At 62.2% G+C, this 26,681-nt stretch carries 20 protein-coding genes and 1 tRNA gene; 8 read left to right on the forward strand and 13 right to left on the reverse strand.

Features of this window, described 5'->3' with window-relative positions:
* Positions 1-18 precede the first annotated feature (18 nt).
* Positions 19-882: a LysR substrate-binding domain-containing protein gene (locus ACVC5H_RS05235; RefSeq protein ID WP_489621325.1), complete on the forward strand. Its 864-nt coding sequence runs from the start codon at positions 19-21 to the stop codon at positions 880-882.
* Between the two features lie 397 nt (positions 883-1,279).
* Here the strand turns inward: ACVC5H_RS05235 and nhaR are convergent, their stop codons facing one another.
* On the reverse strand, positions 1,280-2,230 hold the full coding sequence (nhaR, locus tag ACVC5H_RS05240) for a transcriptional activator NhaR (protein WP_489621326.1): 951 nt from the start codon (positions 2,228-2,230) through the stop codon (positions 1,280-1,282).
* A gap of 171 nt (positions 2,231-2,401) precedes the next feature.
* Between nhaR and ACVC5H_RS05245 the strand changes: the two genes are divergently transcribed.
* The 5 genes from ACVC5H_RS05245 (at position 2,402) to ACVC5H_RS05265 (ending at position 12,722) form a co-directional block, all read left to right on the forward strand.
* A complete protein-coding gene (locus tag ACVC5H_RS05245) occupies positions 2,402-3,376 on the forward strand; it encodes a TerC family protein (RefSeq protein ID WP_489621327.1) in 975 nt (324 codons plus the stop codon).
* A gap of 171 nt (positions 3,377-3,547) precedes the next feature.
* Positions 3,548-4,279: a transposase gene (locus tag ACVC5H_RS05250; RefSeq protein ID WP_489621328.1), complete on the forward strand. Its 732-nt coding sequence runs from the start codon at positions 3,548-3,550 to the stop codon at positions 4,277-4,279.
* A gap of 185 nt (positions 4,280-4,464) precedes the next feature.
* Entirely contained in the window at positions 4,465-9,141 is a 4,677-nt protein-coding gene (locus ACVC5H_RS05255) for a glutamate synthase-related protein (protein WP_489621329.1), read from the forward strand.
* 111 nt (positions 9,142-9,252) lie between these two features.
* Positions 9,253-10,716, forward strand: a complete 1,464-nt coding sequence (locus ACVC5H_RS05260; RefSeq protein ID WP_489621330.1) for a glutamate synthase subunit beta — start codon at positions 9,253-9,255, stop codon at positions 10,714-10,716.
* Positions 10,717-10,913: 197 nt separating this feature from the next.
* Positions 10,914-12,722 carry a M61 family metallopeptidase gene (locus tag ACVC5H_RS05265; protein WP_489621331.1) on the forward strand — a complete coding sequence of 603 codons (1,809 nt, stop codon included), beginning with the start codon at positions 10,914-10,916 and terminating at the stop codon, positions 12,720-12,722.
* Positions 12,723-12,798: 76 nt separating this feature from the next.
* Here ACVC5H_RS05265 and ACVC5H_RS05270 read toward each other — a convergent pair whose 3' ends face one another.
* From ACVC5H_RS05270 to ACVC5H_RS05295, 6 genes are all read right to left on the reverse strand, one after another.
* On the reverse strand, positions 12,799-13,407 hold the full coding sequence (locus ACVC5H_RS05270) for a 50S ribosomal protein L25/general stress protein Ctc (protein WP_489621332.1): 609 nt from the start codon (positions 13,405-13,407) through the stop codon (positions 12,799-12,801).
* Positions 13,408-13,543: 136 nt separating this feature from the next.
* Positions 13,544-14,494: a ribose-phosphate pyrophosphokinase gene (locus ACVC5H_RS05275; RefSeq protein ID WP_058896719.1), complete on the reverse strand. Its 951-nt coding sequence runs from the start codon at positions 14,492-14,494 to the stop codon at positions 13,544-13,546.
* Positions 14,495-14,623: 129 nt separating this feature from the next.
* Positions 14,624-14,700 (reverse strand) — tRNA-Gln (locus tag ACVC5H_RS05280).
* 86 nt (positions 14,701-14,786) lie between these two features.
* Complete coding sequence (ispE, locus tag ACVC5H_RS05285) at positions 14,787-15,656, reverse strand: 4-(cytidine 5'-diphospho)-2-C-methyl-D-erythritol kinase (RefSeq protein ID WP_489621333.1); 870 nt, start codon at positions 15,654-15,656, stop codon at positions 14,787-14,789.
* Between the two features lie 51 nt (positions 15,657-15,707).
* Positions 15,708-16,331: a lipoprotein insertase outer membrane protein LolB gene (lolB, locus tag ACVC5H_RS05290; protein WP_489621334.1), complete on the reverse strand. Its 624-nt coding sequence runs from the start codon at positions 16,329-16,331 to the stop codon at positions 15,708-15,710.
* Complete coding sequence (locus tag ACVC5H_RS05295) at positions 16,328-18,136, reverse strand: tetratricopeptide repeat protein (protein WP_489621335.1); 1,809 nt, start codon at positions 18,134-18,136, stop codon at positions 16,328-16,330. Before ACVC5H_RS05295 ends, lolB begins: the two co-directional genes overlap by 4 nt.
* Positions 18,137-18,338: 202 nt before the next feature.
* Between ACVC5H_RS05295 and mutM the strand changes: the two genes are divergently transcribed.
* Positions 18,339-19,160, forward strand: coding sequence for a bifunctional DNA-formamidopyrimidine glycosylase/DNA-(apurinic or apyrimidinic site) lyase (gene mutM, locus ACVC5H_RS05300; RefSeq protein ID WP_489621336.1), 822 nt, complete (start codon positions 18,339-18,341; stop codon positions 19,158-19,160).
* On the forward strand, positions 19,157-20,299 hold the full coding sequence (gene mutY / locus ACVC5H_RS05305) for an A/G-specific adenine glycosylase (RefSeq protein ID WP_489621337.1): 1,143 nt from the start codon (positions 19,157-19,159) through the stop codon (positions 20,297-20,299). The genes mutM and mutY overlap by 4 nt, the downstream gene beginning before the upstream one ends.
* Positions 20,300-20,400: 101 nt before the next feature.
* On the opposite strand, the gene rapZ is transcribed toward mutY, so the two are convergent.
* The 6 genes from rapZ to ilvA form a co-directional block, all read right to left on the reverse strand.
* Positions 20,401-21,264, reverse strand: a complete 864-nt coding sequence (rapZ, locus tag ACVC5H_RS05310) for an RNase adapter RapZ (protein WP_489621338.1) — start codon at positions 21,262-21,264, stop codon at positions 20,401-20,403.
* A 102-nt stretch (positions 21,265-21,366) separates the two neighbouring features.
* On the reverse strand, positions 21,367-22,305 hold the full coding sequence (hprK, locus tag ACVC5H_RS05315; protein WP_338716422.1) for an HPr(Ser) kinase/phosphatase: 939 nt from the start codon (positions 22,303-22,305) through the stop codon (positions 21,367-21,369).
* Between the two features lie 75 nt (positions 22,306-22,380).
* Entirely contained in the window at positions 22,381-22,854 is a 474-nt protein-coding gene (locus tag ACVC5H_RS05320) for a PTS sugar transporter subunit IIA (protein WP_338716421.1), read from the reverse strand.
* A 320-nt stretch (positions 22,855-23,174) separates the two neighbouring features.
* Positions 23,175-23,789 (reverse strand): hypothetical protein, encoded by a 615-nt coding sequence (locus ACVC5H_RS05325; protein ID WP_489621339.1) that lies wholly within the window; start codon positions 23,787-23,789, stop codon positions 23,175-23,177.
* Between the two features lie 285 nt (positions 23,790-24,074).
* Positions 24,075-24,950 (reverse strand): NADPH-dependent 7-cyano-7-deazaguanine reductase QueF, encoded by an 876-nt coding sequence (gene queF / locus ACVC5H_RS05330; RefSeq protein ID WP_489621340.1) that lies wholly within the window; start codon positions 24,948-24,950, stop codon positions 24,075-24,077.
* Between the two features lie 98 nt (positions 24,951-25,048).
* A complete protein-coding gene (gene ilvA, locus ACVC5H_RS05335) occupies positions 25,049-26,575 on the reverse strand; it encodes a threonine ammonia-lyase, biosynthetic (protein WP_489621341.1) in 1,527 nt (508 codons plus the stop codon).
* Positions 26,576-26,681: the final 106 nt, after the last annotated feature.

Here is a 26,681-nt window from a genome sequence, read left to right on the forward strand (position 1 = left end):
CATCTCCCGGAGCCCTCCATGGAACTGGCCGAACTGGAAATCTTCCGCACCGTCGTCGCCGAAGGCGGCGTGACCCGCGCCGCCGAGCGGCTCAACCGGGTGCAATCCAATGTGACCACGCGCATCAAGCAGCTGGAAGAATCCATCGGCGTGCCGCTGTTCGTGCGCGACCGGCGCCGGCTGGTGTTGACGGCCGCGGGCGAGGCCTTGCTCGATTACGCCGAGCGCATCCTCGATCTGGTGCAGGAGGCGCGCCAGGTGGTCTCGCCGCAAAGTCCGCGCGGGCGCCTGCGCATCGGCTCCATGGAAAGTGCCGCCGCCAGCCGCTTGCCGGGACCCCTGGCCGAATTTCACCAGCGCTGGCCGGAAGTGCGGCTGGAACTGTCGACGGGGCCGACCGACGTGCTCATCGCCGGGGTGCGTGCCTGCAAGCTCGATGCGGCCTTGGTGAGCGGCCCCGTCGATGATCCGGCCTTCGTCAACATGCCGCTGTACAAGGAAGAACTGCTGCTGGTGACCCCGCGCAGTCATCCCCGCGTGCGCTCGCCCGAGGATGTGCGGCTGGATACGCTGATCGTCTTCGAGCAGGGCTGTGCCTACCGGCGCCATGCCGAGCACTGGTTCGCCCGCCAGGGCAAGGGTGGAGTGCCGGTGCGCACGCTGGAACTGGCCTCCTATCACGCCATCCTCGCCTGCGTGGCGGCGGGCGCCGGGGTGGCGGTGGTGCCGCGTTCGGTGATCGCCATGCAGATGGCACCGCATGGCTTTGCCACGCACTCGCTGGGCCGCGACGGGCGGGTCACCACTTGCCTGATCAGTCGGCGGGAACGCAGCTCGGCCTCCTTGCTGGCATTGCGTTCTTTACTTGCGGCAACTCTTTGATATAGTGGATTCATATCGGCCGTTTCGGGTATGCAGTCCAGCGTCAGCAAATATGTATTGCTGTGCAGCATATGAGCAGGGTGTAACCATTTGTAAAAACGGCTGTCACGGACAGTTGTTTTCCCTATATTGAAGGTCCCCCTCCATTCTCCCCCCCGAGAATGGGATTTACCCCACGGCTCGCAAGGGACGTGGGGTTTTTCCTTTGTCCCGCCGTTTTTCTTCATTCTTTTCCCATTCCCGAGCTGTCCTTTCCCGTCATTTACGACAGGTGCTGACATGAACTTGACGGCTGCGAGAATCGGTAAATTCATATGTTGAATATTGCATATATTTTGCCATTTTTCATATCTTCCGTACAAGTCGCCGGAAAATGTTTCGGCACGGCCTTCCGGGATTATTTCTCTTCCTTGCCGGGGTGCCTGGCCATTCCCCTGGACGGCGTACTGCCAACGATCAGGTTGCCGCGCGCGGCCGTCTGGATGGCCAGCACGGCCGGGTGGCTGAGCCGGCGCTCGACCGAGATGGCATAGAACTGCTCGCGGATGGCGTCGGTCTTGCCGATCTCCACCAGCCCGTACTGCTTGCGGATCTGCGCGGCAATGGCGGTGGGCGCGGCGAAGATGCCGGCGCCGGCGTCGCCGAAGGCCAGCAGCAGGGCGCCATCGTCGAATTCCCCGGTGATCTGGGGGCGGATGCCCTGCTTCTCGAACCAGCGCAGCAGGCGCGGGCGCACGGCGGCGTCTTCGCCCGGCATCAGGAAGGGGGCAGCGTCCAGGCTGCGCGGAAAATCCTTGCGGTAACGCCGCGCCAGTTCGGGGGTGGCGAAGAAGCTGGTATCGCATTCGCCCAGCAGGTGGTGATAGCCGCGCACGTCCACATTGGGCGGCATGGGGCTGTCGGCGATGATGATGTCCAGCTTGTGGATGGCCAGGTCGGCCAGCAGCACGTCGAGCTTGCCTTCGCGGCAGATGATGCGGATCGGATCCTGCATGGCCAGCGCGCTTTCCAGCAGCAGATAGGCCACCGCCTTGGGCACCGCATCGGCCACGCCCACCCGCAGCTGCAGGGTGCGGCCGCCCGGGCGCAGGCGCAGTGCTTCTTCCAGTTCTTCGCCGAGGCTGAAGATGCGTTCGGCGTAATCGAACACCATGCGGCCTTCGTCATTGAGTTCCAGCCGCCGTCCCACGCGCTTGAAGAGCTTGTAACCCAGCGACTCCTCGAACAGGCTGATCTGGCCGCTGATGGTCTGCGCCGTCAGGTGCAGGCGCTCGCTGGCGCGCGCCACGCCGCCGGTCTTGGCGACCGTCCAGAAATAGTGGAGATGCTTGTAGTTGAGGCTGGCCATGGCAATCATCCTTGTTTGAATACTTCGGTTTTTCCGAAGGATTATCTCAAAATATTCGAATTTTCATTCATCGGGCTTTCGCCTAAAGTGACGCCTTGTCCGGTAGTGATCTTGAGTTGTCAGCGTGCCGGGCATCGTTGCCAACCCTGAATGAGAACAGAGAGGTCTGACGTGAACGGCGTAGAGAGTTTCGCAAGCCTGCCCATGTGGGGTGGCTTCATCGTATTCGTGCTGGGGATGCTGGCGGTGGACATGTTCGCCTTGGGCGGCCGCCACGCGCACCGCGTGTCGCCCAGGGAGGCACTGGCCTGGTCGCTGGTGTGGGTGTCGCTGGCCTTCCTCTTTGCCGGCCTGATGTGGTGGTATCTGGATGCCAACGTGGGCCGCGAGTTCGCCAACCAGAAGGGCGCGGAGTTCCTCTCCGGCTACCTGATCGAGAAGGCGCTGTCGGTTGATAACATCTTCGTGTTCCTGATGATCTTCAGCTACTTCGCCGTGCCGGCTGAAATGCAGCGCCGCGTGCTGCTGTATGGCGTCATCGGTGCCATCGTCATGCGCGCCGTGATGATCCTGCTGGGCGCCTGGATGATCGCGCAGTTCAGCTGGATCCTGTACGTGTTCGGTGCCTTCCTGGTGTTTACCGGCGTGAAGATGCTGATCTTCGCCGACAAGGAATCCGACCTGGGCGACAACCCGCTGCTGCGCTGGCTGCGCGGGCATCTGAAGATCAGCAACGATTACGACGGCGAGAAGTTCACCACCCGCATCAATGGCGTGCGCTATTTCACCCCGCTCATGCTGGTGCTGCTGTTGATCGAGATCTCCGACGTGATCTTCGCAGTGGACAGCATCCCGGCCATCTTCGCCATCACCAAGGATCCGTTCATCGTCTTCACCTCGAACATGTTCGCCATCATGGGGCTGCGGGCGCTGTACTTCCTGCTGGCCGATTCCGCAGAGCGCTTCCACCTGCTCAAGTACGGCCTGGCCCTGGTGCTGCTGTTCGTGGGCGGCAAGATGCTGGCGTCCTACTGGTTCCACGTGCCGGTGCTGATGTCGCTGTCCATCGTGGGTGCCATCCTGCTGGTCTCCATCATCGCCAGCCTGGTGCTGAGCAAGGACAAGGCCAAGGAAAACGCCGCCTGACGGCAGTTGTGAAGAATTCACCGTGGGGCTTGACCGGCCGGAGTGATCTGGCCGGTTTTTTTATGCGCAGTGAAGATTCTTGTCATTCCATGCCAATTTGGCATCGCGTGTTTATTGGGGACGGAGTGCATTAGAATAGCCGCTCCACTCTTCAGGTTTGCAGCGTCTGCCATGGCCCGCCTTCCCCGACTCGTCGTTCCGCACCAGCCGCACCACATCATCCAGCGTGGTCATGATGGCCTGGCCATCTTCCGTGATGCCGATGACCACCTGGCCTTCCTGGGCTGGCTCAAGGATGCTGCCAGGCAATTCAAGGTGGCCGTGCACGCCTACGTGCTCATGCCCGATCACCTGCACCTGCTGGCCACCCCGGCCGATGACCAAGGCCTGGCACGGATGATGCAATGGATAGGGCGCCACTACGTCCCGTATTTCAACCAGAAGCATGGACGCAGCGGCACGCTGTGGCAGGGGCGCTACCGCGCCACCGTCATCGACGCCGAGCTCTATCTGCTGGCCATCTGCCGCTACATCGAGCTCAACCCCGTGCGCAACGGCCTGGCAGCCAGCCCGGGGGATTACCCATGGTCCAGCTACATGCATCACATCGGCGCCAAGCAGGATGGCCTGATCACCGACCATCCTCAATATTGGTCGATTGGCAACACTCCCTTTGATCGCGAGATCGCCTATCGCCAGCTCACCGAAGAGGGACTGGCGCGCGCCGAAGTGGAGCGCATCACCGATGCCACGCTCAAGGGTTGGGCGCTGGGCTCGGAGGATTTCAAGCTCGGGCTGGAGCGCCAGACCCACCGGCGCGTCAGTCCGGCCAAGCGCGGCCGTCCCGCCACCGTTCGCACGGCGGCCGGGCCGGAAGATGTAGCCGCACGGCAAGAATCGTAGGGTTTCAAAAATAAGTCTTTGCAATCAATGACTTGAATCCGCAGTGCATCGCTCTGTCCCCAATTAAAAAATCCGAAAAATCCTGGGGATTTAAATTGGACTCAGACCCTAATTATTTTCATTGAACTATTGGGTGCGGTGCACTATTCTTCAAATCCTTACTGTCAATGTGGTGGAGTACCGTTATGCACGCGCAAGGCCTTTACGACCCAGCAAATGAACATGACGCCTGTGGCGTCGGTTTCATCGCCCACATCAAGGGCAAGAAATCCCATTCCATCGTTGACCAGGGTTTGCTCATTCTGAAGAACCTGGATCACCGGGGCGCCGTCGGTGCCGACCCGTTGATGGGTGACGGTGCCGGTATCCTGATCCAGATCCCCGACCAGTATTACCGTGAAGAGATGGCCAAGCAGGGCGTGGACCTGCCGCCGCCCGGTGAATACGGCGTGGGCATGATTTTCCTGCCCAAGGAAAACGCTTCCCGCATTGCCTGTGAACAGGAAATCGAACGCGCGGTGCTGGCCGAAGGCCAGATCGTGCTGGGCTGGCGCGACGTGCCGGTGGACCGCGACATGCCGATGTCGCCCACCGTGCGCGAAAAAGAACCGGTGATCCGCCAGATCTTCATCGGCCGTGGTCCGGACGTGATGGTCACCGATGCGCTGGAACGCAAGCTCTATGTGATCCGCAAGTCCTCCGGCCACGCCATCCAGGCGCTGAACCTCTTGCACGGCAAGGAATTCTTCGTGCCCTCGATGTCGGCACGCACCGTGGTCTACAAGGGCCTGCTGCTGGCCGACCAGGTCGGCGTGTACTACAAGGACCTGCAGGACGAGCGCTGCGTCTCGGCCCTGGCCCTGGTGCACCAGCGCTTCTCCACCAACACCTTCCCGGAATGGCCGCTGGCCCACCCGTACCGCCTGATCGCCCACAACGGTGAAATCAACACCGTCAAGGGCAACTTCAACTGGATGCGCGCCCGCGAAGGCGTGATGCAGTCGGCCGTGCTGGGTTCGGACCTGAAAAAGCTGTTCCCGCTGATCTATGAAGGCCAGTCCGATACCGCCAGCTTCGACAACGCGCTGGAACTGCTGGTCATGGCCGGCTATCCGCTGCCGCAGGCGATGATGATGATGGTCCCCGAAGCCTGGGAAAACCACACCTCGATGGACGACAACCGCCGCGCCTTCTACGAATACCACGCCGCCATGATGGAGCCGTGGGACGGCCCCGCTGCGCTGGCCTTCACCGACGGCCGCCACATCGGCGGCACGCTGGACCGCAACGGCCTGCGTCCGGCACGCTACATCGTTACCGATGACGACCTGGTGGTGATGGCTTCCGAATCCGGCGTGCTGCCGATTCCCGAATCCAAGATCATCCAGAAGTGGCGCCTGCAGCCGGGCAAGATGTTCCTGATCGACCTGGACGCCGGCCGCATCATCGACGACAAGGAACTGAAGGACACCTACGCCAACGCCAAGCCCTACAAGCAGTGGATCAACTCGGTGCGCGTCAAGCTGGACGAGTTGAAGGAAGAGCCGCGTCAGCCTTCTTCGCCGTTGAAGCTGCTGGACCTGCAGCAGGTCTTCGGCTACACCCAGGAAGACGTCAAGTTCCTGATGGCCCCCATGGCCAGCGGTGGTGAGGAAGCCATCGGCTCCATGGGCAATGACTCGCCGCTGGCGGTCATGTCCAACAAGAACAAGCCGCTGTACAACTACTTCCGCCAGCTGTTCGCGCAAGTGACCAACCCGCCCATCGATCCGATCCGCGAAGCGCTGGTCATGTCGCTGGTGTCCTTCATTGGCCCCAAGCCCAACCTGCTGGACACCAACAACATCAACCCGCCGATGCGCCTGGAAGTGTCGCAGCCGGTGCTGGACTATGACGACATCGCCAAGCTGCGCAACATCAGCGCGCACAGCGGCGGCAAGTTCAAGTCCTACGAACTGAACATCTGCTACCCCGTCGCCTGGGGCAAGGAAGGCATCGAAGCCCGCCTGGCCTCGCTGTGCGCCAAGGCAGTGGATGCGGTCAAGTCGGGTCACAACATCCTGATCATCTCGGACCGCAAGGTCGATGCCGACCAGTTGCCGATCCCGGCACTGCTGGCCACTTCCGCCATCCACCAGCACCTGGTCAGCAAGGGCCTGCGTACCTCCACCGGCCTGGTGGTGGAAACCGGCTCGGCCCGTGAAACCCATCACTTCGCGCTGCTGGCAGGTTATGGCGCCGAAGCGATCCACCCGTACCTGGCGATGGATACCCTTGCCGACATGGCCAAGGGTCTGCCAGGCGACCTGTCGCCGGAAAAGGCCATCTACAACTTCCAGAAGGCAGTCGGCAAGGGCTTGCTGAAGGTCATGTCCAAGATGGGCATCTCGACCTACATGTCCTACTGCGGCGCGCAGATCTTCGAAGCCATCGGCCTGTCCAAGGCGCTGGTGGACAAGTACTTCAAGGGTACCGCCTCCAACGTCGAAGGCATCGGCGTGTTCGAAGTGGCTGAAGAAGCGCTGCGCCTGCATACCGCCGCCTTCAGCGCCGACCCGGTGCTGGCCAATGCGCTCGATGCCGGTGGCGAGTACGCCTTCCGTATCCGTGGCGAAGAGCACATGTGGACCCCGGACGCGATCGCCAAGCTGCAGCATTCGACCCGTTCGAACAGCTACAACACCTACAAGGAATACGCCCAGATCATCAACGACCAGTCCAAGCGCCACATGACGCTGCGCGGCCTGTTCGAGTTCAAGATCGACCCGTCCAAGGCGATCTCGATCGATGAAGTGGAACCGGCCAAGGAAATCGTCAAGCGCTTCGCCACCGGTGCCATGTCGCTGGGCTCGATCTCGACCGAAGCCCACGCCACGCTGGCCATCGCCATGAACCGTATCGGTGGCAAGTCCAACACCGGCGAAGGTGGTGAAGACGTCAACCGTTATCGCAACGAGCTGAAGGGCATCCCCATCAAGCAAGGCGCGACCCTGGCGTCGGAAATCGGCAAGGAACACATCGAAGTCGATATCCCGCTGCTGGAAGGCGACTCGCTGCGTTCGCGCATCAAGCAGGTGGCTTCGGGCCGTTTCGGCGTGTCCGCCGAATACCTGATCTCGGCCGACCAGATCCAGATCAAGATGGCCCAGGGCGCCAAGCCTGGTGAAGGCGGCCAACTGCCCGGCCACAAGGTCTCGGAATACATCGCCAAGCTGCGCGTGTCGGTGCCGGGCGTGGGCCTGATCTCGCCGCCGCCGCACCATGACATCTACTCCATCGAGGATCTGGCCCAGCTGATCCACGACCTGAAGAACGTCAACCCGCGCGCTTCGATCTCGGTCAAGCTGGTCTCCGAAGTGGGTGTCGGTACCGTCGCTGCCGGCGTGGCCAAGGCCAAGTCGGATCACGTGGTCATCGCCGGTCACGATGGCGGTACCGGTGCTTCGCCGCTGTCCTCGATCAAGCATGCCGGTTCCCCGTGGGAACTGGGCCTGGCTGAAACCCAGCAGACCCTGGTCCTGAACGGCCTGCGCAACCGTATCCGCGTGCAGGCTGACGGCCAGATGAAGACCGGCCGCGACGTCGTGATCGGCGCCATGCTGGGCGCGGACGAATTCGGTTTCGCCACTGCACCGCTGGTGGTCGAAGGCTGCATCATGATGCGCAAGTGCCACCTGAACACCTGCCCGGTGGGCGTGGCGACGCAAGATCCGGTGCTGCGCGCCAAGTTCTCCGGCAAGCCGGAACACGTGGTCAACTTCTTCTTCTTCATCGCGGAAGAAGCACGCCAGATCATGGCGCAACTGGGTATCCGCAAGTTCGATGAACTGATCGGCCGTGCCGACCTGCTGGACCGTTCCAAGGCAATCGCCCACTGGAAGGCCAAGGGCCTGGACTTCAGCCGCATCTTCCATCAACCCGAGTCGAAGCTGCCGGTGTACCACACCGACGTGCAAGACCACGGCCTGGACAAGGCGCTGGACCACAAGCTGATCGCACAAGCGAAGATCGCGCTGGAGAAGGGCGAGAAGGTTTCCTTCATCTCCCCGATCAAGAACCTCAACCGCACCGTCGGCGCCATGCTCTCGGGTGAAGTGGCCAAGCGTTACGGCGACGAAGGCCTGCCGGACGACACCATCCACATCCAGCTGCAAGGCACCGCAGGCCAGTCGGCCGGCGCCTTCCTTGCCAAGGGCGTGACCCTGGACCTGGTCGGCGAAGGCAACGACTATGTGGGCAAGGGCTTGTCGGGTGGCCGCATCATCGTGCGTCCCAACACCGAGTTCCGTGGCCGTGCCGTGGACAACATGATCTCCGGCAACACGGTCCTGTACGGTGCCATCAGCGGTGAAGCCTTCATCAACGGCGTGGCCGGCGAGCGTTTCGCCGTGCGTAACTCCGGCGCCACGGCCGTGGTGGAAGGCACGGGCGACCACGGTTGCGAATACATGACCGGCGGCACCGTGGTGGTGCTGGGTAATACCGGTCGCAACTTCGCAGCGGGTATGTCCGGTGGCATCGCCTACGTGTATGACCCGGAAGGTGACTTCGCCGGCAAGTGCAATACCGCCATGGTCAGCCTGGAGAAGGTCTTGTCCGACACCGAGCAGGAGCAGACCCTGGGCCGCGACATCTGGCACAGCCTGCAGCGCGGTGGCGAACGCCAGACCGACGAAGCCATCCTGCGCGGCTTGATTGAACGCCACTTCAAGTACACCGGCAGCACGCGTGCGCGCTACCTGCTGGATAACTGGGCGGCGTCGCGCGCCAAGTTCGTCAAGGTGTTCCCGACCGAGTACAAGCGTGCGCTGGCCGAACTGGCCGCCGCTGCCGAAACAAAGAAGGAAAAGGTCGCCGCCTGATCCATCCTCAGGCAGTGATCGGACTAGTCAATCAAGCACGCCGGCGGGCGTGGCGCCACCTAGAGTGAGAGCGCAGCCCGCCGCAATCCTTAGCGAGAATGTGAGAGGAAAATGGGAAAAGCAACCGGTTTCATGGAATACCAGCGCCTGAAAGAGGCCAGCGAGGCACCTGCCGCGCGCACCAAGCATTACAAGGAATTCGTCCTGCACCTCAGCGACGCCGACGCCAAGATCCAGGGCGCACGTTGCATGGACTGCGGCATCCCCTTCTGCAACAACGGCTGCCCGGTCAACAACATCATTCCCGACTGGAATGATCTGGTTTATCGCGGCAACTACAAGGAAGCCCTGGACACCCTGCACCAGACCAACAACTTCCCCGAGTTCACCGGCCGCATCTGCCCGGCACCCTGCGAAGCCGCCTGCACCCTGGGCATCAACAACGACGCCGTGGGCATCAAGTCGATCGAGCACTTCATCATCGACAAGGGCTGGGAAAACGGCTGGGTGGTGCCGCAACCGGCCGCCATCAAGACCGGCAAGAAGGTCGCCGTGGTCGGTTCCGGTCCTGCCGGCCTGGCCGCTGCCCAGCAGCTGGCGCGCGCCGGTCACGACGTGACCGTGTTCGAAAAGAATGATCGCGTCGGCGGCCTGCTGCGTTATGGCATCCCCGACTTCAAGATGGAAAAGTCGCACATCGACCTGCGTGTGGAACAGATGAAGGCCGAAGGCGTGACCTTCCGCACTGGTGTGTTCGTCGGCAAGGATTTCCCCGAGACCGTCAACAACTGGTCCAAGGAAACCGTCACTCCTGAAGAACTGAAGAAGGAATTCGATGCCGTCGTCATCGCCGGTGGCGCCGAGTCCCCGCGTGACCTGCCGGTGCCGGGCCGCGAACTGAAGGGCGTGCATTTCGCCATGGACTTCCTGCCGCTGCAGAACAAGGTCAATGCCGGCGACAAGCTGAAGAACCAGATCATGGCCACCGGCAAGAGTGTGGTCGTCATCGGCGGTGGCGATACCGGTTCGGACTGCGTGGGGACTTCCAACCGTCACGGTGCCGCTTCGGTGACCCAGTTCGAACTGATGCCGCAGCCGCCCGAGTCCGAAAACAAGCCGCTGGTCTGGCCTTACTGGCCGATTAAGCTGCGCACTTCGTCCTCGCACGAAGAAGGTTGCCAGCGTGACTTCGCCGTCACCACCAAGCGCCTGGAAGGCAAGGGCGGCAAGGTCGAGAAGTTGATCGCCGCACGCGTCGAGTTCAAGGACGGCAAGATGGTCGAAGTGCCTGATTCGGAATTCGAGATCAAGGCCGATCTGGTGTTGCTGGCCATGGGCTTCGTCTCGCCGGTGCAGCAGGTGCTGGACGCCTTCGGCGTCGAGAAGGATGCGCGCGGCAACGCCAAGGCCACCACCGATGGCGAAGGCTGCTACAAGACCTCGGTGGAGAAGGTCTTTGCGGCCGGTGACATGCGCCGTGGCCAGTCGCTGGTGGTGTGGGCGATCCGCGAAGGCCGCCAGTGCGCACGGGCGGTGGATGAGTTCCTGATGGGTTCTTCACTGCTGCCGCGCTGATCGGCTCGCTTCCGGCCTTCTGTAAATGATTTATATGATTTAAAAAGTTGGTTTTGTAGTTCGTGTGACCCTGGACCCCGGGCCGGCGCAAGCCGGTCCGGTTTTTTTTCGTCCGTGGCCTGCGCCCCATGCCGCGCGGCGGCACGTGTAAAATGGCCCATCGCCGCTGGCCGGCACCATCCTTACCGCACATCGCAATGGCAACCCCGATCCGCTACCGCATCACTTCCCTCGATCCAGCTTCCCACCTCTACGACGTCAGCGTCATCGTCGATGTCCCGGCCGCCGATGGTCAGGTCTTCTCGCTGCCGGCCTGGATTCCGGGCAGCTACATGATCCGCGAATTCGGCAAGAACATCGTGCAACTGCGTGGCGAATCCAATGGCCGCAAGGTGGCCGTCAAGAAGCTCGACAAGCACACCTGGCAGGCCGCTCCCTGCAAGGGTGCGCTGACCTTGCACTATCAGGTGTATGCCTGGGATCTCTCGGTACGTACCGCGCACCTGGATCGCACCCATGGCTTCTTCAACGGCACCAGCGTATTCCTGGCGGCGCATGGCTTTGAAGGGGGCGAGCACGTGGTGGAGATCGTCCGACCCGCAGGCGAGGACTTCAAGCGCTGGCGCGTGGCCACGGCCTTGCCCGAACTCAAGGCCAAACGCTATGGCTTCGGCACTTATGTGGCGCAGAACTATGATGAGCTGATCGATCATCCGGTGGAGATCGGCGACTTCGCCCTGGCCACCTTCCAGGCCCATGGCGTGCCGCATGATGTGGTCATCACTGGCCGCGTGCCCAACCTGGACTTGGCACGTCTGTGCGATGACCTCAAGAAAATCTGCGAAGCCCAGATCGCCTTCTTCGAGCCGCGCAGCAAGCGCGCGCCCATGGACCGCTATGTCTTCATGACGCTGGCCGTGGGCGATGGCTATGGCGGCCTGGAGCATCGCGCCTCGACCGCGCTGATCTGCTCGCGCGCCGACCTGCCGGTCAAGGGCAAGCCGGAGCAGACCGATGGCTACCGCACCTACCTGGGGCTGTGCAGCCATGAGTATTTCCACACCTGGAACGTCAAGCGCATCAAGCCGGCGGTGTTCGCACCCTACGATCTGCGCCAGGAAAATTACACCTCGCTGCTGTGGCTCTTCGAGGGCTTCACCAGCTATTACGACGATCTGTTCCTGGTACGTACCGGTGTCATTGATACCGACAACTACCTCAAGCTGGTCGGCAAGACCGTCACCGGCGTGCTGCGCGGCAGCGGCCGCAAGAAGCAGAGCGTGGCCGAGTCCAGCTTCGATGCCTGGGTCAAGTATTACCGCCAGGATGAAAACGCCAGCAATGCCATCGTCAGCTACTACACCAAAGGTTCGCTGGTGGCACTGGGACTGGACCTGACCATCCGCACCCAGACCCGTGGCCGCCGTTCGCTGGATGACGTTATGCGCGGCTTGTGGACACGCTATGGGCGCGACTTCTACAGCGGCAAGCAGCAGGGCGTCGCCGAAGACGAGATCCTGGCCGTGATGGAAGAGTTGAGCGGCGCCGACCTGAAGCGCTTTCATGACCGCCATATTCGTGGCACCGAGGATGTGCCGCTGGAAGACTTGTTGCCGGCCTTTGGTGTCGTCTACGATGCCAGCCTGCCTGCGGATGCCAAGCCCTGGCTCGGTGCGCGCATCGGCAAGGAGGGCGGTGATGCCAAGCTGGCGGCCGTGTATGAAGGCGGCCCGGCGATGCAGGCGGGGCTGTCGGCCGGTGACAAGTTGGTTGCCATCGATGGCCTGCGCGTGCCGGCCTCGGGGCCGGACGGCTTGCTGGCGCGCTATCGTCTCAATGACACCGTGCGCATCCACGCTTTCCGCCGTGATGAATTGATGGAATTCAGTGTCAGGCTCAAGGCCGATAGCGCCCCGCAGGTCAGCCTCAGGGCCATGGGCAAGCCGGTGGCGGTGGTGCGCCAGCGTCTGGCGTGGCTGCAGCAGAATGGCCAGCGCAAGGCCTGAAGAAGCATAGAGTACAGACGTAAAAAAACCCGCCAATGTGAATTGGCGGGTTTTTTCTTGCAGCGGAAAAAGCGAATTACTTGGCTTCTTCAGCGCCGCCAGCAGCAGCTTCACCTTCAGCGGCCACTTGACCAGCCGGCACGGTGGCGGTGGCGATGGTCAGGTTTTCCTGGGTCACGGCGGTCACGCCATTGGGCAGCTTCAGGTCGCCCAGGTGGATCGACTGGCCGACGTCCAGCTTGGACAGGTCGACTTCGATGAACTCGGGCAGGTTCTTCGGCAGGCAGGTCACGTCCAGTTCGGCAGCGACGTGGCTGATGATGCCGCCGTGCAGCTTGACGGCCGGCGAGACTTCAGCGTTCACGAAGTGCAGGGGCACCTTGGTGTGCAGCTTCTGGGAAGCGTCCACGCGCTGGAAGTCAACGTGCAGGACCAGTTGCTTGTAAGCGTGGACTTGGAAGTCACGCAGCAGCACTTGCTCGACCTTGCCTTCGATTTCCAGGTCCAGGATGGACGAGTGGAAGGTTTCCTTCTTCAGGGCGTGGTACAGCGCGTTGTGGTCAACAGCGATGTTGGTCGGGGCAGCGGTGCCACCGTAGACGATACCCGGGGTTTGACCCGCGCGACGCAGGCGGCGGCTCGCTCCGGTGCCCTGTTCATTACGCGGAAAGGCGATCACTTTCATTTGATAACTCCAATGTTGGCGGGGCTCGTCGTGGAATCAATCCATTGACGGTCGCCCCGTTAGGTAAATATTCCCCGCGACCAGGGAATACGAAAAAACCTCGCCACGGAAAACCGCAGCGAGGCGAATGCAAATCTTATTCAGCAAACAGCGACATCACCGAATCACCCTTGGTGATGCGCTTGAAGGTCTCGGCCAGCAGGTCCGCGCAGGTCAGCTGACGCACCTTCGGGCAGCCGCGTGCAGCGGGCGAGAGCGGAATGGTGTCGGTGACCACCAGTTCATCCAGCGGCGAATTGGCGATGCGATCGATGGCCGGACCCGACAGCACCGGGTGCGTACAGTAAGCCACGACCTTCTTGGCGCCGCGTTCCTTCAGCACTTCAGCGGCCTTGGTCAGGGTGCCGGCGGTGTCCACCATGTCGTCCATGATGACGCAGTTGCGGCCTTCGACTTCACCGATGATGTTCATCACTTCGGAGACGTTGGCCTTCGGACGGCGCTTGTCGATGATGGCCAGGTCGCAGTTCAGGCGCTTGGCCAGCGCACGGGCGCGCACCACGCCGCCCACGTCGGGCGAGACCACCAGCAGGTCTTCGTAGTTCTTGTTGACCAGGTCGCCCAAGAGGATGGGCGAAGCGTAGATGTTGTCCACCGGGATATCGAAGAAGCCCTGGATCTGGTCTGCGTGCAGATCCATGATCAGGACGCGCTCGACGCCGGCTTCCTGCAGCATGTTGGCCACGACCTTGGCCGAGATGGCAACCCGCGCCGAACGCGGGCGGCGGTCCTGGCGGGCATAACCGTAGTAGGGGATGGCGGCGGTGATGCGACCGGCCGATGCGCGCTTCAGGGCATCGACCATGATCATGATTTCCATCAGGTTGTCATTGGTCGGTGCGCAGGTGGACTGCAGCACGAAGACGTCCTTGCCGCGAACGTTTTCATTGATCTCGACCATGACTTCGCCGTCGGAGAACTTGGAAACGTTGGCCTTGCCCAGCGGGATACCGAGTTTCTCAGCGACGCCGCGCGCCAGTTCGGGGTTGGCGTTGCCCGTAAAAACCATCAGGTTCTCAAGTGCCATGTGGGTATCCCTGGAATGCAATCGTTAAAAAGTCGAAAAGCCGACAACGCTTGACCTGATCAGTCTCACATTGACGGCTTATTTTTCTGACTGGACCCGGGCCTGAACAAAAGGCCTGTCCGAATTAAATGGCAGGGGAACAAGGATTCGAACCTTGGAATGCCGGAATCAAAATCCGGTGCCTTAACCAGCTTGGCGATTCCCCTACGCAACTTGCTGTTTGCCGTGTCGGCGCGCTCATCATCAGGCGCTGCGTCTTCGTCAAACCAATTCTCGAGTTTTCAACTCTCTTCTACGACTGCACTAAATGGGCGAGAGGATGTTCCTGCATCGCTTTGGCTTTCCAGCCGATCCAGCGCGAAGGCAATTGCTTGAGCACTTCGTCTGCCTGATGTTCGTGTTCGAATGCACAAAACACACAGGCGCCAGATCCGGTCATTCTTGCGCTCCCGAACTTGCCCAGCCATTCGACTGCTGCCGCCACTTCGGGGAAATGCGCTGTTGCCACCATTTCCAGATCGTTTTTCCCGAAGCTGGAAGCAACTTGTTTCGTCGCATCAGGAAAGTCCGTTATTCTGACGGGTTGCGTATCCCTTGTCAACAACTTTGATGAAAAAATTACTGAAGTTGGAACAGGTACGCCCGGTTCGATCACCACGTACCAGCAATCTGCCGTACGCAGCACCGACAATTCTTCACCCACACCTTCGGCGAATGCATTGCGGCCGAACAGGAAGAAGGGAACGTCGGCCCCCAACTGCAGGCCCATCTCCATCAGCGAGGCGCGATTGTAGCCGCATTTCCATAGATGATTCAAGACCATCAGCGTGGTGGCCGCATCCGAGGAGCCGCCACCGACCCCGCCGCCCATGGGCAGCACCTTGTGCACCGTGATGTCGGCGCCGAGTTGAGGATTGCCGCTGGCCGCGCGCAGCAGGTGCGCGGCGCGGATCACCAGGTCCGATTCCTCGGGCACGCCGGGGACCTCATTGGTGCGGCGGATCTGCCCATCCCCCCGCAGGCGGAAGTCCAGCGTGTCGCAGCGGTCGATCAGCTGGAAGGCCGATTGCAGCAGGTGATAGCCATCCGGGCGGCGGCCGGTCACGTGCAGGAACAGGTTGAGCTTGGCCGGCGCCGGGCAGGCGGTGAGGGTGGTGGTCATGCTTGGTGCGGATTGTTCAGTTGAGGATGACACGCGACGCAGGTTCAGCCATCAGGGCTTCTTCCAGCCATCGATGGCGATGCGGATCGATACCTTGCCGGCCTGCGTGGTGCTGCGGGTCAAGTCGATGCGCTTGGGGCGCGTCTGGCCGCTGGCGGCATCGCTCTCCCAGTTGGCGTAGGTGACGCGCCAGCCGTCGCGGGTGGTGAAGCTGGCGTCATTCTCGCCAGCCTTGGCCACGAAGGGTTTTCCATTGGCGTCCGTGCCGCTGCCCTGCAGCCACTGGCGCATGCCCGAGACCGGCAGCGGCCAGCCCAGCGATTGCGCGGCCAGGGCGTCCACATCGGCGGCGACTTGCGGTGCGCGGCCAGACTGCACCAGGGTGGCGATGCCGGGCCTGACGTTGATGGTGGCCACCGTCTGGCCCAGCGGCGAGAACATGTCCAGGTTCAGCTCCTGCGCGGTCTGCTTCCAGAAGAAGCTGCCGTGCAGCGATTGCGGACGGTCATCCTGCTCGTACTGCACCGAGATGCGGCCATCGATCTCGATGCTGGCCTGGTAAGCCGGTGCCGTGGCATCGGGCGGCACGGCATCCTGCGACACCGTGGCGCAACCGCCCAGCAGAGCGGCCAGGCAGAGGGCCGCGACCTTCGGAAAAGCGCATGTCTTGCTCATAACTTCACATTGAGCCGCGCCAGCGTGCTTTTCAGGACTTCGTTATTGGGTTCTTTCAGGCTGACTTCGCGCCATACCTTGCGCGCTTCGTCCTGCTTGCCATTGGTCCACAGCACTTCGCCCAGGTGCACGCCGATTTCCACGTCCGGCCGCAAGGCATAGGCGCGGCGCATTTGCGTCTCGGCCTGCTCCATGCGGCCCATGCGGAACAGCACCCAGCCCAGGCTGTCGGCGATGAAGGGATCTTCCGGTGCCAGGTCGGAGGCCTTCTGGATCAGTTCCAGCGCTTCGGGCAGGCGCACGTTGCGGTCCGCCAGCGAATAGCCCAGGGCGTTGTAGGCGTGCTGATTGCCGGGCGCCAGCTTCATCACGCGGCGCAGCGAGGTTTCCATCTCGTCGTACTTGCCCAGCTTGTCCAGGACCATGGAATAGTCGTAGAGCAGGTCGGTATTGTTGGGGAAGCGCTCCAGCCCGCTCTTGAGCACGTCGGCCGCCTCCTGGTTGCGGTTGGCGTCGCGCAGCAGGGTGGACTCGGCCAGCATCAGCTGCAGTTGCTCGGCATCGTTGGTCGACTCGGCCTGGGCATCTTCCAGGGCCTTGCGGGCGCCTTCGATGTCGTTCTTGCGGGACAGCAACTGGGCGCGGCGCACCTGCAGGTTGATGTAGCCGTCGGTGCCGGGTTCGGCCTGGTCCAGATAGCGCAAGGCCGAATCCAGATCACGGCGCTCCTCGGCGATGCGCGAGAGCAGCAGCAGCGCCTGGCTGGAATCGCGGTCTTCCTCGGGCTGGGCCGAGAGTACCTGCAGGTAGCGCTGCAGATAGTATTCGGCATCCTTCAACTGGTCGGTCTGGGCCGAGAGCACGCCCAGGGCGAACAGGGTGGTGGCGTCTTCGCTGTCTTCCTTCAACAGGGTTTCGAACTGGCTGCGCGCCTGCTTGTAGTCCTTCTGCTCGACCAGGCTGCGTGCATAGGCCACACGCACTTCGCGCGCATCCGGATACTTGCGCAGGAAGTCGGTCACCAGCTTGGTCGCATCCTTGTTGTTGGAAGCGACCTGGGCGGCGGTGAGCACGGCCAGTTCCGAATCCGGCTTGATCTTCAGGGCGGCGGCGGCTTCGCGCTGGGCGGTGGCACCATCGCCCATGCTGAAGGCGCCCTGGGCCAGGGCCAGGTGGGTTTCCATCAGGTCGCCGTAGGGCTTGCTGATGTTTTGCAGGATGGCGTAGCTGGCCTCCTTGTCCTTGGCGCGCGCCAGCAGGCGCTGGATCTGCAGCAGCATCGGGCCGCGCGCCTGCGGGGCGGCGTCGGCCAGGCGCTGGACCAGGAGCGGTTCGATCTCGTCCACGCTGTCCGAGAGCATGATCAGGCCCAGGTAGTTCTGCAGGGCTTCATCCGAATGCGGCGCCAGTTCGGTCCACAGGCGCACCGCCACCAGGGCTTCGCCGGGCTGGCGCGCCGTCACCGCCATTTCGGCGGCGCGCTTGGCCAGGCGCGGGTCGCGCGTCTGCTGGGCGGCCGCCAGCATGGTCACGTAGGCCGATTGCCACTGGCCGCGCTGGAAGGCGATCTCGGCCGTCAGCACTTTGTAAAGGATATCTTCGGTCAGGGCTACGGCGGGCAGCGCATCTTCCTGCGGCTGCACCTTGGCCTTGGCGGCCTTCTTGCGATTGGCTTGCTTGGAGGAAGACGAAGAGGAAGCCGTCTTCTGATCCCCCTGGGCGTTCTCCTTGTCGCCGGGCTGCTGGAAGACCGAGCAGGCTGTCAGCAGCAGGGAACTGGTGAGGAGGGCGATGGTTTTTTTCAAGATGTCATCCTGACGATTCGACAGAGGTTCGATTTTACGCGCAACAACCATGGCGTTGCTGACAGCGCAGTGTAATCCATCTTTGACAAGCTTCCGCACGCAGCGTGCGCAGCCGGCTTCAGGTCTTGATTTCGGCAAGTGCATTATCATATGCAGCTTCCCGCTCGTCCCGGCTATCCCTGATCTCCCCGAACGCAAGCCCATGCCTGAATTACCAGAAGTCGAAGTCACCCGCCGCGGGGTCGCCCCCCATCTGGAGGGGCAGACCGTCAGCGGCGTCGTGCTGCGCCATACCGGCCTGCGCTGGCCTTTTCCTGCCGGACTGGACACCCTCCTGGCCGGCCGCGTGATCCGCAGTACCGGCCGGCGCGGCAAATACCTGCTGATCCATTTCGACCATGGCACGCTCATCGTGCACCTGGGCATGTCGGGCCATCTGCGCATCCTGCCGCCGGGCATCGCCCCGCAAAAGCATGATCACTTCGATCTGGAAGTGGGCGGCCAGGTCATGCGCATGACCGACCCGCGCCGCTTCGGCGCCATCCTCTGGCACGACCTCAGCGAGGGCGACATCGAGGAACACCTGCTGCTGCGCAGCCTGGGCGTGGAACCGCTGGAAGACAAGTTCAGCGCGGCCGAACTTTTCCGCCAGACGCGCGGGCGCAGCGCCCCCATCAAGCAGGTACTGCTGGCCGGCGACATCGTGGTCGGGGTCGGCAACATCTATGCGTCCGAGAGCCTGTTCAAGGCCCGCATCAATCCCAAGACCCCGGCCGGCAAGATCAGCCTGGCGCGCTACGAACGCCTGGCCGAGGCGATCCGCGAGACGCTGGCCGCCGCCATCGAGCAGGGCGGCAGCAGCTTGCGCGACTTCATTGCCGTGAACGGACAGTCGGGTTACTTCCAGCAGAATTACTTCGTCTACAACCGCACCGGCGAGCCTTGCCGCATCTGCGCCGCACCGATCCGCCAGATCAAGCAGGGCCAGCGGTCCACCTTCTATTGCGTGAGTTGCCAGAAATGAAGGGCATCGTCGAATCGCGCCGCAAGAAGGCGGCCTCTGGCGAAGACGCTGGCGCGCAGTATGAAGATCCCTCCTTTTCGGCGGCAGTGATCGCCTGGCAAAAGCAGCACGGCCGTCACAAGCTGCCCTGGCAGAACACGCGCGATGCCTATCGCGTGTGGCTCTCGGAGATCATGCTGCAGCAGACCCAGGTGGCGGCCGTGATTCCGTATTACCAGCGCTTCCTCGACCGCTGCCCGGACGTCTTCGCCCTGGCCGCTGCTCCTGCCGAAGACGTGATGGCGCTCTGGAGCGGGCTGGGCTATTACACCCGCGCGCGCAACCTGCACAAGTGTGCGCAGCGCGTGGTGGCCGAATACGGCGGATGCTTCCCGGATGATCCGGCGCTGCTGGCCGACCTGCCCGGCATCGGGCGCTCGACAGCGGCTGCCATTGCCGCGTTTTCCTACGGACGCCGCGCGGCCATCCTCGATGGCAACGTCAAGCGTGTGTTTGCGCGGGTGTTCGGCATCGATGGCTATCCCGGTGCCAAGCCCATCGAAGACCAGCTCTGGCTGCGGGCCGTGGCGCTGCTGCCGGAAGACGATATCGAGTCCTACACCCAGGGCCTGATGGACCTGGGCGCCACCCTGTGCGTGCGCGGCAAGCCTGCCTGCACGCGCTGTCCCCTGGCCGGACGCTGCGTGGCATTGGCTGAGGACCGCGTGGCCGAGCTGCCGGTGAGCAAACCGAAGAAGGCCGTGCCGGAAAAGGACACCGTGATGCTGGTCATCACCCAGGGAGAGGATGTGTTGCTGGAACAGCGCCCGGACAGCGGCATCTGGGGCGGACTGTTGTCACTGCCGGAAATCGCGGTCAGTGATGCCGCAGGTTTCGACAACGCAGTCAATACACTGGTGGCGCCCTATGGCGAACTGGACGGCTGCCGCAAGCTGCAGCCGTTCTCGCATGTCTTCACGCACTTCAAGCTGCATGTCGCGCCCTTCCAGGTGGCCTTGAAGAGCCGCAGCCATCACATCGCCGAGCGCGCGCTGGTGTGGTATCCGGCGCGCAAGCTGGCCGATGCGCCCTTGCCGGCGCCGGTCAAGAAACTCTTGCTGGGGGTTTTGCGTTCGGACGATCTGCTGGCCACTACCTGAACAGTTCACCTGACAGTTGTAGTTCCGCTACCTGACAGTTGTGTTCCCGCTACCTGACACTTACCTGCCGAACCGCTGACACTTCAGCAGCGCTCACCGTATCAGTTTAGTTGCCGGTGCCGGCACACCACCTGTTCAGTTGCGCGGAAGTGGCTGGCCAGTTGTTCAGCCAGATAGACCGAACGATGCTGGCCACCTGTGCAGCCGATGGCCACCGTGAGATAGCTGCGGTTGTCGTTCTTGAAGGAGGGCAGCCACTTTTCCACGAAGCTGCGGATGTCGTTGAACATGTCGGCCACCTCGGGGTAGCTGGCCAGGAACTCGATCACCGGCGTATCGCGTCCGGTCAGCGGACGCAACTGGGCATCGTAGTGCGGATTGGGCAGCATGCGCACGTCGAACACCAGGTCGGCGTCCAGCGGCAGGCCATGCTTGAAGGCGAAGGATTCGATGAGCAGCGTGAGGGGCGAGCGCTCCAGGTCCACCAGCTCCTTGATCCAGCGGCGCAGCTTGTTGGAACTGAGCTCCGAAGTATCCATCACCAGGCCGATGTCCTGCAGGTCGCCCAGCATGTCTTTCTCCAGCGCGATGCATTCGGTGAGGGTCAGGCGGTCATTCGGATTGCGGCCCGGCAGCAGGCGATGCGACAGCGGATGGCTGCGGCGCGTTTCGGAAAAGCGGGTGATGAGGGTCTCGTCGGAGGCGGTCAGGAAGAAGACCTTGACGTCGTGGCCATCGGCGCGCAACTGCTCGATGTCGTGACGCAGCGTGGCCAGCGAATCGGCACTGCGGGCATCGGTGGCGACCGCAAGCATGCTGGCGCCTTCCTTGATGCGCGTCTGTACCAGATCGCACAGCAGGGAAGGCGGAAGATTGTCCACGCAGAAATAACCGGCGTCCTCCAGCACATGCAGTGCTACCGATTTGCCGGAACCGGAAATGCCGGTGATCAGAACGATTCGCATGCCGGCAATCATAACGCATCGTTCGCCAACAAGTGGTGAAGCCGCTGTGACGAAATACTGCCGAAAGTTTTCCCGGAAAGCGGGAAAGGCCCCTGCCGTGGCCTATTCGCCGTTCATGGCGCGGCGCTGGCGTTCGATGAATTCCTTCAGGGTGTCGATGCCGCGCAGTTGCAGGATGGTATTGCGCACGGCGGCTTCGAGCAGCACCGCGATGTTGCGGCCGGCCGCAACGGGAATGACCACCTTGCGGATCGGCAGGCCCAGCACTTCTTCGTATTGCGCATCCAGCGGCAGGCGCTCGTAGTTTTCTTCCAGCGTGCTGCGGCGGACCAGGTGCACGATGAGCTTCAGGCGCATCTTGCGGCGCACGGCGGTTTCGCCAAAGATGGCCTTGATGTCCAGGAGACCCAGGCCGCGCACTTCCAGCAGGTTCGCCAGCAGCGGCGGGCAGCGGCCTTCGATCATGTTGGGTGCGATGCGGGCGAACTCCACCGCATCGTCGGCCACCAGGCCGTGGCTGCGCGAAATCAGTTCGAGGCCCAGTTCGCTCTTGCCCAGCCCCGATTCGCCGGTGATGAGCACACCCACGCCCAGCACGTCCATGAACACGCCATGCATGGTGATCTGCTGCGCCAGTTTCTTGGACAGATACACGCGCAGATAGTCGATCACCTGTGCCGCAGGCAGCGGGGTGGAAAACAGCGGGATGTTCTTTTCATCGCAGACCGCCAGCAGGTCGGGCGGTGTCGAGAGGCCCTGGGCGATGATGAAGGCGGGCGGTTCACCGGCCACCAGCTCGGCGGTCTGGTAGGCGCGCGAGGTGTTGGAGAGGCGGTTGTAGTACTCGATTTCCTGATGGCCGAAGACCTGCAGGCGGCCGGGGTGGATCAGGTTCAGGTGGCCGACCTGATCGGAGGCCGAGACGGCGTCGCCCGAGATCAGTCGCTCGCCGCCGGGAAAGCCGGCGAACCAGCCCAGTTGCAGGGACTCACGGTTTTCTTCGTACAGCTGCTGAATCGACAACGCGGAATAATTGGGCATGGAGATCCGGATCTGCTGACAGGATAGGGTGCGGCCGTGCCGCTGAGTTGATTGCCGCGTGTTTGCGCCGGCTTTTTAGCCGGCTTTTTCCATCGAAGTCTGCCAGGTCACGATACGGGCATGCACCACGGCAGGATCGGACTCGACGGTGAGTTCGTTGCGGAAGGCGTCATCGGAAAACATCTCGGCGATTTCCGAGAGGATTTCCAGATGCTGCTGCGTCACGTGGTCCGGAATGAGCAGGAACACCAGCAGCTTGACCGGCTGGCCATCGGGCGACTCGAAGGGAATCGGCGCGGCCAGGCGCATGAACAATGCCAGCGGTGCCTTCAGGCCCTTGATGCGGCCGTGCGGGACGGCCACGCCATGACCCAGGCCGGTCGAACCAAGGCGCTCTCGGGCAAACAGGTTTTCGGAAACGGTGGAGCGGGCGATGCCGCTATTGTTTTCGAAGGTCAGGCCGGCTTGTTCGAAAGCTCTTTTTTTGCTGGAGACTTCCAGATCCAGAACCACGTTTTCTGGAGACAGGATTTTTGCGAGATTAGTCATGACGCTCAAGGAATTGCTACGGGCTGAAGCTTTGAGCAGGATTATAGGCTTCTTTGCCGATGGAGGAATGCTTTGAAAGCGCTGAACAGGAGGGGATTTCGGGCAGAAAACGCCGAATTGATGCGCACTGCGGCATGCGGGCCGATGATCGTTGGCAACATGTTGCCAGAAGGGATAGGAAGCAGTGATGCTTGGCGATGATGTGGGCCGATGCCTTTACAAGCGCAAGGACATCGGCAGGCTCATCGGTCATCCGACCACTCACGCCGGGAGGAATGAGGAAGCACATGCGCAGGCGGCCCGCCTGCGCATTGCCGGACTTACATCTCGATACGGCCGAAGATCAGCAGCACGTCGCCGTTGTTCTTGCTGGAGGAAAAACGCGGCACGTAGGCGAACATGAGCTTGGCCTTTTGCGTGCCGATGGAAGCCAGCGGCAGCGGCACCGGGAAGGGCACGCTATGGAAGTAATCCTGGCGGCTCATCAGCATGGCCGTGCCGCCCAGGCCCAGCTCCAGGCCGGTATGGGCAATCGGGAACACCCATTCATAGGCATAGCCGGCCATGTATTGCGGATGGCGGTGCGAATCCTTGAGGACGAAGCCGTACAGGGATTCATCATCGCCCTTTTCATTGCGCAGGGTCTTGCCATAGCCCAGGCCCCAGGCGTGTTCATTGAGTTCGTTGAGCTTTTCGCGGCTGTAGGTACTGCGGCCGTGGTGGGCCACGCCCGACAGATAGATGGCGTCATCGCCCTGGTCCCAGATGTGGCTGGCGTGGTCCTTGACCTGTTGCCACAGGCTGTACTGGTTGTCTTCGGCGTGGGCGGCGGGGGCCAGTGCCAGGGTGGCGGCGCCGGCCAGGGCCGCCTTGCGCAAGATTGCGCCAAAAGTGAAGGAGGTGGCCTGGCGGCAGGGCTGGGAGGTGGTTTTCATAGTTGTTGTGAACGGAAATGCAAAAAACGCGACAACGCGAGAACGAGAGAACAAGAGGGGTAGAAAAAAACGGATGCGGGAGCGGCGAGTGGCACGCCAGCTCATCCAAGCACAATGGACAGGCATCCTGGCAAAAGTATCCCGTGATGATGAGCTTGCCGAAACGCAAAATGTTACCAAAATCTCACTTCGCAGGCTGTCTACACGAGACGACGTCCTGTCTTGTTGCAAGGTTTGGTAACAATTTGCTGATGTCCGGTGGCTGCGTAGCCACAGTCCGTGGACTTACTGGCGGGCGTTGCGCAGTTGCGAGGGCGGTTTGGCGCTGGAGAAATTGCTGCGCCAGGGGTTGATGTCCAGTCCTCCACGCCGGGTGTAGCGGGCGTAGACGGCCAGTTTCTGCGGTTTGCAGTGACGCAGGATGTCGGTGAAGATGCGTTCCACGCATTGCTCGTGGAATTCATTGTGCTCGCGAAAGCCAATGATGTACTTCAGCAGCCGCTCCTGGTCGATGGGTGCGCCGACATACTGGATCTGCACGCTGCCCCAGTCGGGCTGGCTGGTGACCGGACAGTTGGATTTGAGCAGGTGCGAGACCAGCGTCTCTTCCACGGTGGCTTCCTCGGTGTTGGCGCGCAGCAGGCTGCCATCGGGATGGGCACCACTGGCGGCGGGCTCGATTTCCACGTCCAGCCGGTCCAGCAGCAGGCCGGAGAGTTCGCCGAACTGCAGTTGCCCGAACTGCGAGGATTCGGTCAGCGTCACCTGCACGCTGGCGCCTGCGGCGGCGGAGAGATCCGTGCGCAGTTTCTCGATCAGTTGCTGGGCGCTTTCCAGGCGCTCCTGGTTGAAGGAATTCAGGTACAGCTTGAAGGATTTCGATTCGATGATGTTGGGCGAATCGGCCGGCACCATGAAGCTGGCGATGGCGATCTGGGGCTTGCCGCGCAGGTTCAGCCAGGATATTTCATAGGCCGTCCAGAAGTCCGCGCCGAAGAAGGGCAGGGTGCCGCTGATCTGCAATTCTGCGCGCTTGGGTGCGCGCGGGATCGGGAACAGCAGGCTGGGGTCGTAACGGGTCGGATATTCCGAACTCTTGCCCAGGGGTGAGCTTTCCGGCGAATGAGCAGTGGTCGATGCGGTCGGGTGGGTGTGGTCCATGGTGAATACTCCTGCGGTGCTGCGGGTTCAGCTTGTTCGTTCAGTGATGCTGCCACCGCGCGCCGGTGGAGCGGCGCGTGGGTGTGCAGCGCTCGGCCTTAGCCGAGGAAGAGCTTGTAGAGCGGGTTCTTCGTTTCGTCCCAGTGACGATAGCCCAGCTGGGCCAGGAAGGCGCGCAATTCCTTCATTTCCTTCTTCGGCACCTGCAGGCCGATCAGGATGCGGCCGACGTCGCCGCCCTGGTTGCGGTAGTGGAACAGGCTGATATTCCAGCCGGGGTTCATGCTGGAAAGGAACTTCATCAGCGCGCCCGGACGTTCCGGGAATTCAAAGCGGTAGAGCAGTTCGTCTCCTGCCAGTTCACTCTTGCCACCCACCAGGTGACGGATGTGAACCTTGGCCAGTTCATCATGGGTCAGGTCGAGCACGCCGAAGCCGGCCTTCTCGAAGTTGCGCGCGATCTTGCCGGCTTCATCCGCCGCCGATACCTGGATACCGACGAACACGTGCGCCGCCTTGGCATCGCTGATGCGGTAGTTGAATTCGGTGACGTTGCGCGGGCCCACGGTTTCGCAGAAGCGGCGGAAGCTGCCGCGTTCTTCCGGAATGGTGACGGCGAAGACCGCCTCGCGCGCCTCGCCCGCATCGGCCATCTCGGCCACGAAGCGCAGGCGGTCGAAGTTCATGTTGGCGCCGCAGGCAATGGTGATCAAGGACTCGCCCTTGATCGGTTTCTTGCTGGCCTTGGCACGTTCCACGTAAGCCTTGGCACCGGCCACGGCCAGCGCACCGGCAGGCTCGACGATGCTGCGGGTGTCCTGGAAGATGTCCTTGATGGCGGTGCAGACGGCATCGGTGTCGACGATGATGATGTCATCCACCAGTTCCCTGGCGATGCGGAAGGTTTCTTCACCGACCAGCTTGACGGCCGTGCCATCCGAGAACAGGCCCACGTCCGGCAGCGCCACGCGGCGGCCGGCCTTGAGGCTGCGCGCCATGGCGTCCGAATCGGCGGTCTGCACGCCGATGATCTTGATGTCCGGACGCACTGCCTTGACGTAGGACGCCACCCCGGCAATGAGGCCGCCGCCGCCGATGGCCACGAAGATGGCGTGGATCGGGTCCGGATGCTGGCGCAGGATTTCCATGCCCACCGTGCCCTGGCCGGCGATCACGTAGGGATCGTCGAAGGGGTGGACGAAGGTCAGCTTCTGCTTCTTTTCCAGCGTCAGCGCGTGTTCGTAGGCATCCGTGAAGGAGTCGCCAAAGAGCACCACCTCGCCGCCGCGCGCCTTGACGGCATCGATCTTCACCTGCGGGGTGGTGGTGGGCATGACGATGACGGCCCGGCAGCCCAGGCGCGCAGCCGACAGCGCCACGCCCTGGGCGTGGTTGCCGGCGGAGGCGCAGATGACGCCGCGCTTCAGTTGCGCCGGGGTCAGGTGGGCCATCTTGTTGTAGGCGCCGCGCAGCTTGAAGCTGAACACGCTCTGCATGTCTTCACGCTTGAAGTAAATTCGATTATCAATCCTTTGCGACAGCGTATTCGCCAGTTCCAGCGGGGTTTCTTGGGCGACGTCGTAGACGCGGGCGGTCAGGATTTTTTTCAGATAATCGTTACTCATGTTGGTCATCAGTGAAGTGAAGTCAGGCGAGCAGCAGCGGGTTCAGGCGCGGTCATATCGCAATCAGGTAAAGGAAATAAAGGCTGGGTAAGCCGCTTGGGATTCC

The organism is Herbaspirillum sp. Her3 (genome assembly GCF_057961275.1).

Excerpts from the sequence above, each read along its gene's own strand:
- ACVC5H_RS05235 (WP_489621325.1), top strand. The coding sequence starts at position 19 with ATGGAACTGGCCGAACTGGAAATCTTCCGCACCGTCGTCGCCGAAGGC.
- nhaR (WP_489621326.1), bottom strand. The coding sequence starts at position 2,230 with ATGGCCAGCCTCAACTACAAGCATCTCCACTATTTCTGGACGGTCGCC.
- ACVC5H_RS05250 (WP_489621328.1), top strand. The coding sequence starts at position 3,548 with ATGGCCCGCCTTCCCCGACTCGTCGTTCCGCACCAGCCGCACCACATC.
- ACVC5H_RS05255 (WP_489621329.1), top strand. The coding sequence starts at position 4,465 with ATGCACGCGCAAGGCCTTTACGACCCAGCAAATGAACATGACGCCTGT.
- ACVC5H_RS05260 (WP_489621330.1), top strand. The coding sequence starts at position 9,253 with ATGGGAAAAGCAACCGGTTTCATGGAATACCAGCGCCTGAAAGAGGCC.
- ACVC5H_RS05265 (WP_489621331.1), top strand. The coding sequence starts at position 10,914 with ATGGCAACCCCGATCCGCTACCGCATCACTTCCCTCGATCCAGCTTCC.
- ACVC5H_RS05270 (WP_489621332.1), bottom strand. The coding sequence starts at position 13,407 with ATGAAAGTGATCGCCTTTCCGCGTAATGAACAGGGCACCGGAGCGAGC.
- ACVC5H_RS05275 (WP_058896719.1), bottom strand. The coding sequence starts at position 14,494 with ATGGCACTTGAGAACCTGATGGTTTTTACGGGCAACGCCAACCCCGAA.
- ispE (WP_489621333.1), bottom strand. The coding sequence starts at position 15,656 with ATGACCACCACCCTCACCGCCTGCCCGGCGCCGGCCAAGCTCAACCTG.
- lolB (WP_489621334.1), bottom strand. The coding sequence starts at position 16,331 with ATGAGCAAGACATGCGCTTTTCCGAAGGTCGCGGCCCTCTGCCTGGCC.
- mutM (WP_489621336.1), top strand. The coding sequence starts at position 18,339 with ATGCCTGAATTACCAGAAGTCGAAGTCACCCGCCGCGGGGTCGCCCCC.
- mutY (WP_489621337.1), top strand. The coding sequence starts at position 19,157 with ATGAAGGGCATCGTCGAATCGCGCCGCAAGAAGGCGGCCTCTGGCGAA.
- rapZ (WP_489621338.1), bottom strand. The coding sequence starts at position 21,264 with ATGCGAATCGTTCTGATCACCGGCATTTCCGGTTCCGGCAAATCGGTA.
- hprK (WP_338716422.1), bottom strand. The coding sequence starts at position 22,305 with ATGCCCAATTATTCCGCGTTGTCGATTCAGCAGCTGTACGAAGAAAAC.
- ACVC5H_RS05320 (WP_338716421.1), bottom strand. The coding sequence starts at position 22,854 with ATGACTAATCTCGCAAAAATCCTGTCTCCAGAAAACGTGGTTCTGGAT.
- ACVC5H_RS05325 (WP_489621339.1), bottom strand. The coding sequence starts at position 23,789 with ATGAAAACCACCTCCCAGCCCTGCCGCCAGGCCACCTCCTTCACTTTT.
- queF (WP_489621340.1), bottom strand. The coding sequence starts at position 24,950 with ATGGACCACACCCACCCGACCGCATCGACCACTGCTCATTCGCCGGAA.
- ilvA (WP_489621341.1), bottom strand. The coding sequence starts at position 26,575 with ATGAGTAACGATTATCTGAAAAAAATCCTGACCGCCCGCGTCTACGAC.